Source organism: Adhaeribacter sp. (genome assembly GCF_057359045.1).
In genome coordinates this window covers 1-17,593 of record NZ_JBMQUD010000033.1, presented here as the reverse complement: position 1 = coordinate 17,593, position 17,593 = coordinate 1, and the positions used below count along the sequence as shown (strand labels likewise).

The window sequence follows — 17,593 nt, the reverse complement described above, 5'->3', positions numbered from 1 at the left end:
GGTGGTAACTAGAAATATTTTACTATATCGGTTCATATTTATCATATTCAGAAATATTAAAACTCAAGGTTTACACCTAAATTATAAACCCGGTAAACCGGGAATCCAGCATAGTCTCCGCCCTCGGGCCCGAAATCTTTCGACTTCATTTTATCCCAGGTTAACAGGTTTTGGCCACTCAGCAGAAAGCGAATCTTTTCGGCCCTTCCCCGGAGGAGCGAAGCGGGCAACGTATAGCCCAATTCCAGGTTTTTCAGCCGGACATAAGAACGATCGTAGCTGAAGTAATTGCTGGCCTCATGGTTTACGCTTTTAACCAACGAGAGCGCCGGGTAAGTAACTTCTTCTCCTTTTGCATATCGCTCCGATGTCCAGGCATTGCGGTGCAAAGCGCCGAACACACCATCGAAATCGGTTTCCCACACGCCCATACCGGTCCGGATAGTACTATATTTGCCTACGCCCTGCAACAGCAGGCTTAAATCAAATGCCTTGTAGTTGAGGCCGCCCGAAAAGGCAAAGGTGCTGCGGGGAATCGCGCCCGTACCAATGGGAGCTTTGTCGCGCTCATCAATTTTATTATCCTTGTTCAGGTCCTGGTATATGAGGTCGCCCAGACGGGGCTGGCCAAAGCTATACGCAAGGGGGCTGTTCTCCAGTTCAGCCGGGGTATTAAAGAAACCGTTGCCATTGCTGTAATCTACCAGGTAACCAAATTGCTGGCCAAAAGAATAACCCTCCTCCCAGTTCCGGTAGGCATAATCTTCTGTGCGCCGGGCTTCATTCCAACTAATAATGGTGTTTTTGGCATAACTGTACTGGGCACCGCCAAAGACCGAGAGAGCAGACGTAAACCGCTTGGTATAGTTGGCCGCGATCTCATAGCCTTTGTTCTCAAACTTTCCGACGTTGAGGCGGGGATAATTTTGTAAAGGAATGCCCTGGTAAAGCGGAACGGTGGCCAAAGCTCCTACTACCATGTTATCCATCCGCTCCCGGAACACATCTACCGAGAAAGACCAGGCATTGAACAAGCCTAGATCCAGGCCGGCATTCTTTTTAACCGACACCTCGGCCTGAATATTGGGGTTACCCACTTGATTTTCGTTGATTACATACTGCAAGTAACCCAGCGGGCCGCCGCCTGTAACCGTTACATTGTCCAGGTAAGCAAAACGGGCAAGGCCACTTTGATCGTTGGCTGCCTTGCCGTAAGAGGCGCGGAGTTTGAGGTTGGTTAGCCAATTATTCTGGGCAAATTGCTCGTTGGAAATCACCCAGGCACCTGATACGGCCGGGGTAGTTGTGTAGCGGCTACCCCGTGCATATTGCTCGGATCCCGAATAGCCGGCATCCAACTTGAGTAAATACCGATTATCGTAGCCGTAGGTAGCTTCCAGGCCGGTATGCATCCGATTGTACGGCAGCAGCCCCGGCGAGGCCACGTCTGCTTTGGTCAGGTTCTGGTAAAAGAAATAGCCCATGCCCCCAATGCGGTGCTTACCAAAATCCCGCTGATAATTTAGGGCCGCATTGTAAGAAAGATGATAGTAATACGAGTGGCTTTTGCTATAGGCCAGCGGACTGTTTACCTGGGAACCTTTCTTCACAAAAGTTAAAGCATCTTTATCGTTGCTTCTAACCCAGCGCTCATAATCCTGGGTGGTTCGCAGGCTTCCTACGGAGTTGGTCTGATAAGCAAAGGAAGCGGTCAGGTCCAGTCCTTTCATTAGGAAATCCAGTTTTTGAGTTAGGCCAAACTGTGAAGTAATATTGGTAACGGTATGGTTCACATAGCCGGTTCGGTTCAGCATGCCGTAGGTGGGCGAGGTAACCCGGTCGGTGGTTACCACCTGTCTCTCTCCCGTTTTAGAATCGTTATTGGGCAGTTTGGTCAATGGCCCGTACATGGTGGGCGGCAACTGAAAGATACTTCTGTAAACCGCCTCGTTGCCGGCTCCTGGCGTATGCTCTCTTTTGATGTTACCGCTCAGGCGAATAAAACCTTTCAGGCTTTTATTTAGGTTCATATCCATATTGGAGCGGTAGTTTACCCAAATGTTGTTGGCATTGGGATTATACTTGGTTTGCTCGGTTTTAAACTGGCCGCCCTGGTGCATGAAATTGATATTAGAAAAAAACTGCACCTTTTCGTCGCCGCCCGTAACATTTACGCCCACGCGTTGCATGGAGGCAAAATCTTTAATATAGCGGCGGTACCAGTTATTGTTGGGGTACATTTCGTTGGTGCCGGTACGGTACTGGGCAATCTGTTCGTCGGTGAAAAAGTAATTGGGGCTACGGCCGTCGTTAACAGCCGCCTGGTTACGCATTTCCGCGTATTCGGCCGAGGAGTAAATGGTTGGCTGGGTGGTCACCTCCTGAAAAGATTGATCCAGGCGGGTTCTTACCTGCAAGGGACCTTTCCGGCCGCGTTTGGTGGTTATCACCAGCACGCCATTGGCTCCCTGTATGCCATACAGCGCCTGGGTAGAGGCATCTTTTAGCAAGGTAATCGACTCAATCTCGTTGGCCGAAATATATTCCAGCGTTTGATTACTGTTATAAGAGATCGGTAAACCATCTACCACAACCAGCGGGCCGGCATTTCTGCCTGCCGACAGCCCTCGAACATACAGGTTGGTATTGGCGCGGGAAAGTTCAGAGAAGGTTTCCTGGGTAATTAAACCAGGCAAGCGACCGGCAAAACTTTGGCTCAGGTTAGCCACCGGTGCTTTTTCCAGCTCTTCTCCGCTTACCGTTGCCACCGCACCCGACACCAGGTTTGCAGGCTGAGAGGTATATCCCAGGTGCACAATTTGGTCTTTTCGGTGCGCATCCGGTTTTAACGATACATCTAAGTCGCGGTTTTGCCCGATGGGCTGCTGCTGATTAGCATAACCCTGGTAAGAAAAAATCAGGTATTTGCTGTCTTCCGGCAGTATCAGGGTATACTTACCTTCTAAGTTAGTAACGGTTCCTTGTCTGCCGTTTTCAGCCAGGATAGTTACGCCTGCCAAAGGCTTTCCAAATTCATCGGTCACCCTGCCGCTAATAGAGGCGGGCAGTTCCTGTGCCTGTAGCTTGCCGGCCAGAGTGCTCATTAGCGCCAGGAACAAGGTTAGCTTAATTATTGCTTTATATTTTATCATTATTTTATCGATGTAAGTCAGTCTTCAAGTTCCAATATTTTTAGGGCCGGTTACCATCCCGGCGTTTGCCAATTAATGCCGGTAATAGAACGCAGGCGGTTGGCTTCGTTCAGCGGAATGGGCACCCACAAGAATTTATTGGTGTAGTTTTTCCGTTCTACTTCGCGCACGTTGCGGCGCCCATAAGTATAGGTGCCATTGGCGTTCCGGATAATCTCGGCCCCGGTTATCCACCGGTCGGTTTTAGAGAGGTCGCCATTAGGAGTGGTCCAGCGGCGTACATCAAAGTAGCGGTGTTCTTCCAATGCCAGTTCTACCCGGCGTTCGTTGCGGATGCGCTGGATAAGTTTGTCTTTCGGCAGTACCGGCAGTTCAGGCATATTCACGCGGCGGCGAACCTCATTAACGGCTGCTCTGGCATCTTCCAGGTGGCCAGCTTCAGCGGCAGCCTCGGCATAGTTAAGCAGGATACCTCCCAAACGGTAGTATTTCCAGTTGGCGCCGCCCACCGGGTTGTCGCCACCAGAATTGGGGTGTAAGAACTTGCGCTGGAAATAACCGGTGCGGGTGGCTTTACGCACAGTAGGATGGATACCAGTTTGGGGCTCGCCCACATAGGTAGCAATAATGCGGGTGCGGTTACCAATGCCCGCTGGATAATTTTCCGGTGATTCGCGCGATTCGGCAAAGTTCCACTGCGCCTTTCTTCTCGATCCATTGTAATAAATAGAAGCATAAAAACGTGGATCTCGGTTAGCATAAGGCTCCTGGGGGTTGTAGAGTGTATTTTCCGGGTTATAGTTGGGTTGCAGGTGCCGGTCATCTAAATAAGGATTGTCCAGGTTAAGAATGGGCTGACCATTGGCTGTTTCAAAGGCGTCTACCAACTCCTGGGTCGGGCAGGTTCCTGTCTTGTAGCCATCCTGGGCACCAATACCATCAATATTCCAGATATTACCCTGCCCATCACGGCTTTGGTAAATAGTTTCCCTATCGACCGGATTGGCCGTATACTCCATGGTGCGGGTAAAATACTCATTAAAAAGAGCCGCATACGGATCTTTATCCGGGCCAATAAAAGCCACGTCTGAAAGGTAGGTCTGCGGCACATTTACCCTGTTGTAAAGTTCGTAGCCATTGGCTTTCAGGTTAGCAACGGCTGTTTTGTTTACCTGATAGGCTTCTTCCCAGTAATTCTGACCGCCATTATACAGCGGGCTGGCCGCATACAGGATCATGGTAGATTTAAGGGCCTCGGCCAGCGCTTTATTTACCCGGCCGGCTTCGCCGTTGGTGGTAATGCGCCAAGGTAATTCTTCGGTAGCCAAAGCCACATCGCAGTCCTCGATGATGAACTTAACCACTTCATAGTAACTGGCTTTTTCTACTTTGGAGAAGTCATCGGAAAAATCATAAGGCTGGCGTACAATAGGCAAACCGGTGCCAAACCATTTAAGCAACTCAGAGTAATAAAAGGCCCGCAGCAAATGTGCTTCAGCTTTCCAGCGGTTTCTGGTAGCGGGCTCGTTCACGGTGGCTTCGTCTATTCGGCTGATGAACAACGCACAATTACGAATGGCGCTCCAGTAGCGGGCCCAATAATTACCGTTACCGGAGTCTTCCCACTGCAGGGCCGGGTGGTTACCGGCAGCAGCGTCGCCGTTATACATGCGCCCGGCGGTAAGCCAGGCCTCGGCTTCGGCATCAGTATCCCACGATTCGTCGCTCCAGTTTACTGGTCCCCGGCTCCAGAAGTAATACCGGGTACCTTTAACCGGCATATTGGTATAACAGCTATTAAGGAAGGCCCCTACCTGGTCATTGTCGGCAAAGATCTCGTCCATGGTGAGCTTGCCATCCGGTGCCATATCCAGTACTTCGGTGCAGGAACTCAAGAAAATAGCACACAGCAATAATATCCTATATATATTATTCATAATTAAGTTCTTATTAAATTTAGAGGGTAATATTCGCACCAAAGTTCATCATCCTGGTTACCGGGTAGCCAATGGGGCTATTGTTTTCCGGATCCAGGTGGCTCATTTTGAGTTTATCCCAGGTGAACAGGTTTTGTCCGCCTACATAAATCCGGGTACTGCGCATGCCTGCCAGCTTAGAGATGTGGGCCGGTAGCGTATAAGCCAGTTCTAAGTTTTTAAGCCGCATAAAGGAGCGGTTCATGATGAAGAAATCGTTGGCCACGTGGTTGGTGGTGGTGCGGGTACTCAAAGCCGGATAGGTAATCTCGGCTCCGCCGGCATAGCGTTCCGGCGTCCAGGCGCTTTTATGATAATCGAAGTAGGTACCCTGAATGATATTCTCATAAACTCCTTGGGCAGCATAATTGCCCGAGTATTTGCTTACCCCCTGAAAGAATATTGAAAAATCGAATGCTTTGTAGGCGGTGCTTAATCCAAAGCCGTAAACCACCCGCGGAATGCTGGCGTAACCAATGGGCGAGAGATCTTTATTGTCCACCGTCCCGTCACCATTCAAGTCTTGGTATTTGAAATCTCCTACCCGTGGTACGCCAAAGCCATATTGGGTTTTGGTCAGGTAAGTATCCAGTTCCTCTTTTGAATTAAAGATACCGTTGCCGTTGCTGTAATCGATTTTGTAACCCCATTGCTGACCCAGAGAATAACCGGTACTCCGGTAGCGGTGCACATAAGATTCGTCGAGCATTTGTTCATCCAGGAACTTTACCGTGTTATGATTGTAGCCATAATTTCCCATAACCCGCAGTCTAAAATCCTCGGTAATATTTTTATTGTAGGACAGCTCGGCTTCATAACCGCTGTTGTCCACTTCACCCAAGTTTACCTTCGGGATATTTCCTAACGGCACGCCCTGAAATTCCGGAACGGTTCCGCGTGAGATCAGGATGCTGCTGCGGTTCTCCACAAAATAGTCCAGGGCCAGTGTCAGGTCGTTGAACAGCCCAATATCCAAGCCCAGGTTTTTCTTTTTGGCAATCTCCCAGGTAATATTAGGATTGCCCAGCAGGCCTTGGTTAATGCCTCGGCCAAGGCCTAAACTGGGCAAGGGGCCACCTGCCAGGGTAATATTGCTTTGGTAAAGGAAACGGGCTCCTCCCATTTGGTCGTTACCTACTTTTCCGTAAGAAGCCCTGATTTTTAGGGTTGTGAGTACCGGGTTTTCTTTTAAGAAGTTTTCATCGCTAATAACCCAGCCCAGCGACAGGGCCGGGAAAAACCCAAAGCGTTTGGTGGGGGCAAACTGTTCAGAACCGTTGTAGCCCAGGTTCACTTCGGCCAGATAACGGTTATTATAAGCATAGGTAAACCGGCTGGCCACCCCCAACACGTTGTAAGGAATCTCGCCGGCGGTCGTTTCCCAATTATCGCGCTGGGCCAGGATCATGCCGCCTACATCGTGCTTGCCGCCAAAATTACGGCTGTAATTAATAGCAGCCTGCATGTTTATGTTGTAGCGCGAATCAGCACCTTTTACCAGCGAAAGCAAGGTTTCGTTGGGCCGCTTAATGGCATAGCTTAACTCATCCGTAACCGGATTGATCTGGGCCAGGTACAGCCGCTCTGTCTTACTCCCTTGCATGGCAGTAGTAGATTTGGCATCGTAAGATAGCATGCCCCGCATGCTTAGGCCGGGAGTAATGGCTTTTAGGTCCAGTTCCAGGCCTAAAGAAGAATTCAGATTGGAGCGCACTTCGTTGCGGTAGCCCATGCGGTTTATGATCTCAAAAGCTGATCGATCCATATAGCCCGGGTCAACAATCTGGCCTGGGGCTACGCCAAACCCATCAATGGTCCTGGGCCCGGGGGTAATGGGCAAAATGGTTTGCGCCTGGTAAAAAAGGTCGGTCATCATCCAGTTGGTATCCCCGCCGCCATATAACCCGGCAGAAGGCATATTTACCTGCTCAATATAGCTGCCAATATTCAGGAATGACTTAAGCGAAGCGGACACCTTGTAGTCGAGGTTTGCCCGGAAATTATAGCGGTTCAGCCAGGAGGACGCATCATAACCCAACACTGATTTGGGTTCGGCCTTTAAATTACCACCCTGGTGCAGATAAGCCGCATTCACAAAATAAGAAACATTTTTTGTACCGCCGTTGGCATTCACGTTTACGCGCGTTTGCGGCGAATACCGTGACAGAAACTCCCGGTAATAATCATGGTCGGGATACATATATCGCCGGACGGCAGCCTTTTTCTCGAAGTCCGGATCGTTGGGGTCCAGGCCCAGCAGTGGGTTCTCGTACTTGGCCATTACTTCCGGGCTAAAGGGCAACTTGGTAATACCGTCGTTCTTGGCGGCTTCGTTGCGCAGGGCCATGTACTCGAGCGAATGCAGACGCTCCGGCTCGCGGGTAAAGGAAGTGTAGCTTTGGTCCAAGCTGGCATTGAGCTCCATTTTTCCTTCTTTACCTCGCCGGGTTGTAACCAAAATTACCCCGTTGGCACCGCGTACCCCAAATACGGCAGTAGCCGAAGCATCTTTTAGAATAGAAATAGATTCCACTTCATTGGCATCAATGGTGCGGATATTATCCCGGGGCACACCGTCAATCAAAATTAAAGGGGCCTTGCCGTTGGTGGTAGCGGCTCCGCGTAGGTACATGGTGGCATCGTCGCGGCCGGGCTGCCCGCCAGCCGACTGCATGGAGGTAAGACCGGGTAAGCGGCCCGCTAGCGCATTGGCCAAATTGGCCGAGGCACTCTGGCGCAGGTCCTTGGTAGTTACTGTGCTTACAGCCCCCGTCACCGACATCTTCTTTTGTTCGCCATACCCTACCACTACTACTTCCTTCAGGGTATTCTCAGCAGGCGTTAAGGCAATGTTGAGGGTATTTTGATTGCCAATAGATAATTCTTTGGATTCATAGCCCAGAAAAGTAACTACGAGCGTGGCTCCAGCGGGTACCAGAAGAGAGTATCTGCCATCAGCATTTGAAGTAGTACCAACAGTAGTGCCTTTAACTAGTAATGTAGCACCCGGCAATGGGGAATTATCTTGTGCATCGGTAATTTTACCTGTAACAGTAATTCCATTTTGTGCATGGCTTATAAAGGTGCAAAAGACCGCTATAAGCATCAGAAACAAATGTTTTCCCGGAGGAAAATGGCGTAAATAATTTATTTTCATAAGCAGGTATGGGTTTTGTGGTGGAAATACAAGCAAGCAGTTATTGAGTAGTGCGTCAAAATATTAAGGGCTTTTCGGGTTTATATTGGTTCGCCAAGTAAGGTGTGGGCGGGAAGCCTTTTTCTGCTGCCATAACAGCACTAAGAACAGACCGAGGGTAAAATTACGTTTGCGCAACAACCCTATTATTTTTTCAGAAACAATAGGGCTGGTACCAATAGCGCGACAATGCGTGAAAACTTTCTGTTTCCTGAAAAAGGAAGTTTTGGTTTGAAAACCTGGCCGGTAAAAATGGAAATTGAAAGATTGCGGCAACATATAATAATTGGATTATTGACAATGTCGTAAACTTTTTTTTCTCGGGTATCCTGTGCCAACCTGCTCGCCTGAGGCTTAATAGCTTCATTTTTAGTATCTAATTAACACTTATTTCACCAACTTCTTCCGCCCGATATATAATATTATTCTAATAAAATATAACACTAAGGATTTTCTTAGATTATATATATGGCTGTTGCGTTTTGCTTCATCAAAAGTGAAGAAGTATTACGTTAAATGATTAATGAGCTTAAATCCAGTCAGCGAATAGGATTAATATTATTTGGCATCTGCTGACCATTGCTTGGTAAATCTTAAAAAGCTTACTGCGTATAAGGGTAATTCAGATAGCTACCCAAATGGTGGCTATGTTTGTATAGCAATCTATTCACTCACAATGTCGGAATTATTTTTATATTGGGTATCCTGTGCTTACCTGCTTGTCTAGAGACTGTTTCTTGCGGAGATTTTCTCTTATAGTTCGGTGATAACGATGAGCTACCGTTTAGGCAATACTACTGGTTCGAAGCTGCCCCAGCGGTTCCGAATGGTCTCGAGCTAGTCCGATAAACTCTTGACTTTCTTGCTGATCCTGTCGTTGGTGCGGTTGGATTTACCCGCGGGTTTTTCTTTCTGCAGGTGGGCCTTCAGTTTCCCTATATAACCGCAAAAAACGTTTGAGCAATAAGGCAAAGAAACCTTAGTTTCCGTTGAGAGGCTTACCCGTATGAAGTAAGATAGTAAATCAGGTGCTCGCACACTGGTTTTTTGTGCTTTTTCCCGAATGTCTGATTGGCGACAGAGTCTATGACTCAGATCCGCTGGAATAATAAAATCAACCCAAAGCCCACAAAAGCAATTAAAAAAGTTAACCAGCTAATCTTTATTAAATAGCCACTTAGCGTAAGCAAGAAAGTAGCTAAATCAGTCTGGCTTAACTGGGGTTCTATAAATAAGCTTCGTTCTTAGTTGTCAAATGCATTTATATTCTTCTTTAAACCTATCTTTTTATATATATTCTATCTGGCCCTTGAATTTTCTTTGGGTTTAAGCGTGAAAATTGCCCGTTTATGTTCATCTTAAGGCATAAAAATATTATCAGACCAGCTTACTAAATTTTTCAGAAATTGATTAGTACAAATACCTTCGTGATGAAATACCTGATCTTGTTTTTCTGCTTGCTTTTCGGTTTGTTCAGTAAGGCACAGGGGCAAACCCAAAGCCCGCTCCCGAAGGTGGTAATAACCTCCCAAAAGAATAAAACCCAGGTAAGCTTCCAGGAAAATGGGGAATTATGGATTAACGTATCTAAAAAAAATATTCGTAAATATAAAGCAGAGGGCTTGGTTCGCTACAGCTACTTTGGTGCCCGGGGCGACGGCAAAACCGATGATATAGACGCCATCGCGGCAACCCATGCATTTGCCAATCAACACACCCTGCCGGTAAAATCCGACGCGGGCGCTACTTACTACATCGGCGGCAAGAACCGCACTGCCGTTATCCGGACCAACACCGATTTTGGAATAGCAACCTTTATTATTGACGATACCAACGTTCAGGACCGGAATGCGCCTGTTTTCCTGGTTAGTTCTGGCCTGCAACCGTTTAAACTGGCCGGAATAGCTTCTCTGAAACGCAACCAGGAAAAAATTAACGTGCCCTTGCCCGCAACTTGCCTAATTACTGTTACCAATTCGCACGTAAAACGATACATCCGATTTGGGCCCAACCAAAATAATGGTGCTGCGCAAACCGATATCTTTATTGTCGACAAAAACGGCCAGGTAGATATGGACGCGCCGATTATTTGGGATTTCGACCAAATTACCGATATCACCGCCCTACCTATTGACGAGACCACTTTGACCATTTCGGGCGGCCGTTTTACCACCATTGCGAATAAAGCCGAATCGAAGTATACCTACTACAGCCGGGGCTTGGCTATCAGGCGGTCTAATGTGCTGGTAAACGGACTGGAACACCGCATTACCGGTGAAGGAGACCAAGGGGCACCGTATGGTGGCTTTATCAATATTGGTGATTGCGCTTACGTAACCGTGCAAAATTCTATCCTGACCGGCCACAAAATTTACCAGACCATTGGCGCCGCCGGGGTTCCGGTTTCTATGGGCACCTACGACATCTCGCTCAACCGGGCCCTCAACTTATCCTTTGTGAACTGCCGCCAAACCAACGACATCAACGACACCCGGTACTGGGGCATTATGGGGTCTAATTATTGTAAAAATCTGATTTTAGATTGCTGCATTTTTTCCCGGTTCGATGCCCACATGGGTGTTGCCAACGCCACTATTCGCAATTCTACCCTGGGCCACCAGGGAATAAACGCCATTGGAAGCGGAACCTTTACCGTAGAGAAATCCACCATTTACGGCCGTAGCCTCATCAACCTGCGGTCCGACTACGGGAGTACGTGGCAGGGAGAGGTTTTTATTCGTAACTGTGTTTTTGTACCGGCCGGCAGCAAACCAATTAGCGCCAGCCTGATTAGTGGTTCCAATTCCGGGCAGCATGATTTTGGTTATATTAGTTACATGCCGGAGCGGATTACCATCGATTCCCTCCATATCAACGACGCCAATCATCCGGCAGACTACCGGGGACCAGCTATTTTTGCCAATTTCAATCCCGCTTTAACGAAAGATTCTTACCAGGAAAAATTTCCTTATATCAGAACCAAAGAAGTTGTTCTCCGGCGCGTAACTACGGCCAGTGGTAAGCCTTTAAGAATTAGTGATAACCCGTATATGTTTAATGAGGTGAAGGTAAAAACCGAGTAATGGGAGCGGCAAGGCTAGCTTTGTTTGTCGGGGATTTGGCCATATTGGCAGGGGAGTACGCGAATTTATTTTGCTGAGGCTATCCTACGGGCTTATTAACTTTATTTTTAAAGGCTGATTCTGTGGCAAGTAAATACCTGGGGAGGTATTTACTTGCTGCTTATACCTAATAAATTATAATTACTAAAGTTACGGTAAGCTCTTCGGGGTTTTCCATATATCTTAAACTAATAATGCGTAAAGGTAGCCATAAGTCTATCTTCAATCATGTAAAGCTGCCAACCAATTAAACGCCAGAGGTGTCGCGGCAACGTCTATGTCTTCGTGAGTATCTGTACCACCAAGTATACCCGTTTGAGCAAGGTGTTGCAGAAGATGAAAACTTTTTTGCAGAAACAATATGAGCCTGCCTATAATATTTCTTAGAATACATTAGTTTAATTTTATCTACAAAAAATACTGATTTCTAGGTATTGTTTATAGATAGTCATCATTCTAATTTTATAAGATAAAACAAACCATTATTTCTGCCATTTTCTGGTTCTGGTACCCCAGCAAGGTAGAATTAAATAAACAGTTTCTCCACAACACTGGCAGCTATACGTTTTCATTTTCCTGCCAGGAGCAATACACATGGCTTGGTGCTTTCTTGTTTTTCGGTTTTAAGCAACCAGCCTGTATTCTATGTTACATCCAATACTTTTGAAGTAATTTATTATCTCAAATAAAGTATAAAAGTTAAGGTAAGTTCTCCATCCATTTCAGTAATCAAATCAATCCCAAGTATCTCGTTTTTATCTGCATGCCACATTCTTAAAGTTCATTATTTCATCATTTAAAGCTTTTTATTATGCCCGGACCAGCCCTACACCACATGATTGCCAAAAAGCTTCTGCAAAATATAAACCGTTCCAGAGGATTAGGACCGGCAGCAGATTATGGCGCTCTTAAAAATCTGCTAGCCGATAAAAAAAATTACCCTTACTTATTTATTGGTTGCCAAGGCCCCGATTTCCTCTTTTTTAATACCAAAGACTGGCCTGCCGGTATTGGCGACTCCGTTGAAATGTATTATGAGGTATACGATGCCATTGAGAGTTTTAAAAAGGACTTGTTAAAGCTTGTGCCGCAGCCGGTACTGGACGCGCTTGAAGCAGTAGGAGAGGCGGCCGATGAAGTAGTTGAAAGTTCCTCGACTCTAACCGAATTGCAGCAACTGTTTGGCGATATGTCGGCGGTGGTAGATGCCTTGATGGCTAACCTCACCGAATGGATTAAGAAATTTGTTTCTGATTTTAAATTATACGATATTCTGGAGCACCCTTACCGGGACGGACAAGCCAAAAATGCCTGGTGGTGGTTCGATGCGCTGCACTACCGGAAAACTGCGCGTTTTGCCCAGGCCCTCTTAAATAATGCACCGCCCAATTCGCCCTTGCACCTGTATGCTACCGGCTATCTGACGCACGTTACCGCCGATACCGTAGGCCATCCGTACGTTAATATAAACGATGGCGGACCCTACCGCAACCAATCGCAACGCCACAAAACCGGCGAAAATTACCAGGATGTTTTTAATCATCTGGGCCATACCGCCGAAGATTGGAACCGCTCTAAAATTCATGCTTTTTACAACTTTAACTTTACCGGTACCATATCTGCGCCCGGTGCCGAAGACGAAATACCAGACCCCAACAGCAGCCTGCCACCCGACCTGGCCGCATTCATCGCCGATACCATCAAGAATATTTACAAGAACGGCGAAGCCGACGATAATGAATACGGTAATGACATTACCGCCGAAGACGTAAATAATGCTTACCGGATTTACTATAAATGGTTAAGGAGCGCCACCGATACCGGCACTTTGCCGGCTCCGGTTCCTTACTCTTTGTCAGAAGAGTTAGAAGAAGTATGGGAAAAAGCCATGGATAACCTGGGCGATATTGGCGATTGGCTGGAAGATGCTATGGACACGGCCGGTGGTTTTAGCTTTTTGGGAATATTTTTGGCGCTGGCTGCTTTAATTGCCGCCGCAGTTGCCGCCGCAGCGGCTTTAATTGATGCGGTGTTAGGGGCTTTAACCACCCTAACTGTGGCGGGCATCAGAGCGGCGGCTTGCCTGATTTACGAACAATTGTATAACTCCTTTCAAAATTTCCGGCTGGCCGTTTCCCTCAATGGCCTGGCCTTTCCTATGTTGGAACACCTGGACGAATCCCGGTTTAACCAATTTAAAAATACCGCTTTTCCGGACCCGGTGGGTGTAACCGCCTTTGATTTGAAAAATTTGCTGCCCAAAATGAATGTAATTCTGCCGGGGGGTAGCGGTTTAGAAGATTTATTTAACCGGGAAAAACACTTGACTTACCCACCGGCCGCCACGCCTACCGAACCCGAAACTGTAATGGCAGCCCCGGATTCTTATTTTAATAAAACTAGTTTGTGGTATGCATTCGGGGATATTACGCTAAACCCTGAATTTATTGATGAACTGGCGGCCCTATCGGGTGACGAAAGTGAGATTAAGGCGGTAATTAAGCGATTTGTAGAAGAAAAGAAATCACCCACCTTAGGTAATGCCATGTTACTGACCGAAGAAATTTACAACCGGTGGAAAAACAACGCTAAAATTCCAGACTTTAACCTGGATGCTGACCGGGGTTACGGCTATCCTTGCTGGACCCAGAAATCGAACGAACGGGAGGAACCCAAAGAATTGCAACAACACCAGCAACAGGAAGCCGGCCTGCCCATTACACCCGTTGAGTTACAGTTTATCGCCCCGGTTTAAGGCAAATAAAATGGCTATCATTCATTTTTTAACACCACAAATAGTAAGTCATGTCTGAAAATATCCTACAACTGCAAGCATTAATCCGGGAGCTAAACCATCGGCGGGAGAGGTATACCAAAGAAGGTTTACCCGTAATTCAGGGGTTATATAGAACGCAAAGCCGAAGACAAAGAAGGCCGGAAGTTTTCCAGGACAGTTCGTTTCTGTATATCCGAACGTACGACGGCGACCTGGGCAACCGGCCATTGCCCGCCATGAATTTCTGGAACAGCCCGGACATCAGTTTTACGCCTATAACCGCCACTGTGCCACTTACCACCAATGAATTAAAAGCGGGCGAAACTTACCTGGTGCGATGCCGGTTGCATAACCGCGGCGACGTAACAGTGCCTTTCCCCAAAGTGGAGTTCTGGCTCACCGACCCGAGCCTGGGTTTTGATACCCGCCTGGCAACTTACATTGGGGTTACACAAATGAACGGACTTTTATTACCGAACGGTACCGGAGAAGCACAATTTGTGTACCGGGTACCGCCGGAAGAAAGCGGCCATAAATGTTTCTTCGCCCGCACCTTCTCTTTTAGTCCGCTAGATAAACCGCATGCTCTTTATGCCCTCGACCCCGTTACCGATCGGCATACTGGTCAGAAGAATTTGAATATTGTGCCCCAGGCAGCGGCTTATACATTTAATTTAATTCATTTGCCTAATACTGAAGAGCTCATTCAGTTTGTGCCTTTAACCACCAAAGAAATAATAGGTTTAGGCGACGCTGCTTTAGGCAAATTCCAGTTTAAAACAACCCGCTCGGCTGCCGTGTTCTATCGCCAGGAAATGCAAATGCTTAGCCCTAATCAAAATGTGCGCATTAAGCGTGGCAGAACAGACTTCCGGATAATTTCCCGGGGAGAAGGGCCGGATGTACGGGAACAGGTGCAAATCAATCAAAATTATAACAATGCCATTGCGCAAATTAACGCTGGAAAAGCCAACCCTTCTGAATTTAAAGAAGTATTTGCGGCCAAGCGCAGAATGGATGGTTTTAACCAGAAAACAAGTTTTAATATTACGCTGCCGCCATTAAGCCTTAACCCCGAAGAAGCCATAGCTTTTAATATTATTAATACAAACGCGATTACGGGGATGGTAAAAGGTGGTATAACCTTAATTATAACCGGTATGGCTTAGCAGCACAGAAGATAAGTGCCACAAACTTTTTGTTTAAACTTTGCTGAAGTAGTGCTTTTTTAAATTAAAAATTATGAATTTAGGTTTATAAGTGCTCTTTGACTGTTGAGCCCTCATCTAGTTCTAAAAGTTATTTTGGTAGAGCAGTAGTATACAGCTACCTTAAAAATACTAAAAAATAAAACGGCGGAGACTTGGTAAAACTTGGTCTCCGCCGTTTTATTTTCAGCCGTTTCTAAAACAACCAACAGTTTTTTTTACCCGACGGTACAAATATTAATTACTGCTTTCCTGTTTTATTAAGGTAGGCCAGCCTTTTATATATTTTATGTTGTTAATCAGCATAACCCGGTTATTACTCTTGGCTTTGCCGGTGGCGGGGTCTTTGGGCAGGGCGTGGTAAGCAGTATAGATATGGCCTTTTTTATCGCGGAATAAGGAATTGTGCCCGGGTGCCAGCCAATCTTGGTCTTTTTGGATAATTACACTGCTGCCTGCTTTATTCTTTTCGCCGTAGCGCAAAAAAGGACCGGTAGCATTTTCGGCTCGGGCTACCAATACCGCATAATTGGCCTGTGGGCCGCAGCAGTTATCGCCGGAATAATAGAGGTAATATTTGCCTTTATAATAATCTACCCAGGCGCCTTCAATTAAGCGGTCGTAATTTTTTTCCTGACCAGCCAATATTACCGGTTGGGGGCTGCTGCCGGGTTTAAAAGCCTGCCAGTCGGCGGTGAGTTCCTGCACCCGGATGGGTTTATGTGCCGAGCCCCAATAAATTAAATTTTTACCAGTTTTCGGGTCGGTAAAGGCAAATGGGTCAATATTTTCGAATCCTTCGCCGCAAACCAGCGGCGAGCCTTTATCGGTAAACGGGCCTTCGGGTTTATCCGAAAAGGCTACGCCAATGCACTTACCGGTATTCTGGCCCTTTTCGCCGGAATAAAATAGTACATATTTATTCAGTTTTTTATCGAACAACACGTGGGGTGCCCAAAAATCTTTGGTGGCCCAGTTGGGTTTTACCGGCAAAGCATCCTGCACCACTTTCCAGTTCTGCAAATCGGTAGAAACGGCCACCGGAATATTATAGCTTTTACCATTAATACCGCCATTAGTAGCATACGCATAATAGACATCGCCTACCCGGAGTACCGTTGGGTCGGGGAAATTAGCATTCAAAACTGGGTTATTGATTTTTGTTTGCCCGTAACTAAAGAACAAAGTAAAGGGTAAGGTTATAAGAATAAGTAAATATTTCATTATAAGTTGTTTTCAGGCCGGGCTTCTCATCTTAATAGAGTAGCTACTCTTTGCCCGGTTGTAGTTCTGTTATTACAGAAGCGGTTTTAAAATTATGAATATTTCTGATTTAAGAAATTAAAACTCTCTTTATCTGTTTCAAATACATTATTCCCGGCGGCATCTTTTATATCTTTAAGTATAAGATTATAACAGCAGCACTCGTTAGCCCGATATTTTAACCAGGTTAATAAAACAGCTTGTTTTTTAAAGGATAATTGCCGGCTTTGGTACTTGCTTTTACCTCCAGATTACGGCCGCCGCCGGCATCAAAATATTGCAGCCTGATTTTATGATAGCCTTTTCGTAGCGGAATGGCACCACTAACTTCCGATGCGGCATGTTCCCCATCATTTTCCAGTACCAGTTCGTCATCAATATACAGCACGGCGCCATCATCGGAGTTCACTTTAAAAGTATAAATATCGTCGCTGGTTATCTGAATATAGCCTTCGTAAATAGCACCTAAGGGTTTGCGCTGAAGCGGCTCCAACGAAAACAGTTCGGTTGTTCCCTGGGCATCGGGTTGGGATATTTTTAAGTCTTTGGCCAGTTTGTAGGTGTTAAAGCTGGTTTTAAAAGTAATTCCAGGCTTGGTTGGTTGCACACTTGCGGCCGGTTTAAAGGCTTTTCGGGTATAAGTTGCCGGATAAACCGCGCTTTTCCGTCCGGAGGGCAATACCACCTGCGTTTTTACTACTACCGGTACATTCTCGGTTAAATTTAAGGTAACCGGCTGAGTGTATTGCTTGCTGCTGCTGGTTGGTTCGCTGCCATCGGTGGTATAATAAACGGTAGCGCCTTTTACTGTAGGGGCCAGGTTAAGGATAACACTGCTTTCGGTGGTAATCATATCTTTAAAACCTACCGGCTCCGGAATCCTGAAGTTTACTTTTGCTT

The 17,593-nt window shown here is 46.7% G+C and carries 8 protein-coding genes; 3 read left to right on the top strand and 5 right to left on the bottom strand.

Annotated elements, in window-relative coordinates:
* Positions 1-56 precede the first annotated feature (56 nt).
* From ACO1R6_RS05635 to ACO1R6_RS05625, 3 genes are read right to left on the bottom strand one after another with little or no spacing between them, the layout of a single operon-like run.
* Positions 57-3,152 (bottom strand): SusC/RagA family TonB-linked outer membrane protein, encoded by a 3,096-nt coding sequence (locus ACO1R6_RS05635; RefSeq protein ID WP_486262926.1) that lies wholly within the window; start codon positions 3,150-3,152, stop codon positions 57-59.
* A gap of 50 nt (positions 3,153-3,202) precedes the next feature.
* Positions 3,203-5,089, bottom strand: coding sequence for a RagB/SusD family nutrient uptake outer membrane protein (locus ACO1R6_RS05630; protein ID WP_486262925.1), 1,887 nt, complete (start codon positions 5,087-5,089; stop codon positions 3,203-3,205).
* Positions 5,090-5,108: 19 nt separating this feature from the next.
* Entirely contained in the window at positions 5,109-8,285 is a 3,177-nt protein-coding gene (locus ACO1R6_RS05625) for a SusC/RagA family TonB-linked outer membrane protein (RefSeq protein ID WP_486262923.1), read from the bottom strand.
* 1,469 nt (positions 8,286-9,754) lie between these two features.
* Here ACO1R6_RS05625 and ACO1R6_RS05620 point away from each other — a divergent pair.
* The 3 genes from ACO1R6_RS05620 (at position 9,755) to ACO1R6_RS05610 (ending at position 15,391) form a co-directional block, all read left to right on the top strand.
* Positions 9,755-11,407, top strand: a complete 1,653-nt coding sequence (locus ACO1R6_RS05620; protein WP_486262921.1) for a hypothetical protein — start codon at positions 9,755-9,757, stop codon at positions 11,405-11,407.
* Positions 11,408-12,257: 850 nt separating this feature from the next.
* On the top strand, positions 12,258-14,201 hold the full coding sequence (locus ACO1R6_RS05615; RefSeq protein ID WP_486262920.1) for a hypothetical protein: 1,944 nt from the start codon (positions 12,258-12,260) through the stop codon (positions 14,199-14,201).
* A gap of 50 nt (positions 14,202-14,251) precedes the next feature.
* Positions 14,252-15,391 carry a hypothetical protein gene (locus ACO1R6_RS05610; protein WP_486262919.1) on the top strand — a complete coding sequence of 380 codons (1,140 nt, stop codon included), beginning with the start codon at positions 14,252-14,254 and terminating at the stop codon, positions 15,389-15,391.
* Positions 15,392-15,667: 276 nt separating this feature from the next.
* Here the strand turns inward: ACO1R6_RS05610 and ACO1R6_RS05605 are convergent, their stop codons facing one another.
* Positions 15,668-16,654, bottom strand: a complete 987-nt coding sequence (locus tag ACO1R6_RS05605) for a glycoside hydrolase family 43 protein (protein WP_486262917.1) — start codon at positions 16,652-16,654, stop codon at positions 15,668-15,670.
* A 226-nt stretch (positions 16,655-16,880) separates the two neighbouring features.
* Positions 16,881-17,593, bottom strand: a 713-nt coding sequence (locus tag ACO1R6_RS05600; RefSeq protein ID WP_486262915.1) for a PA14 domain-containing protein, incomplete at its 5' end; no start/stop codon positions are given.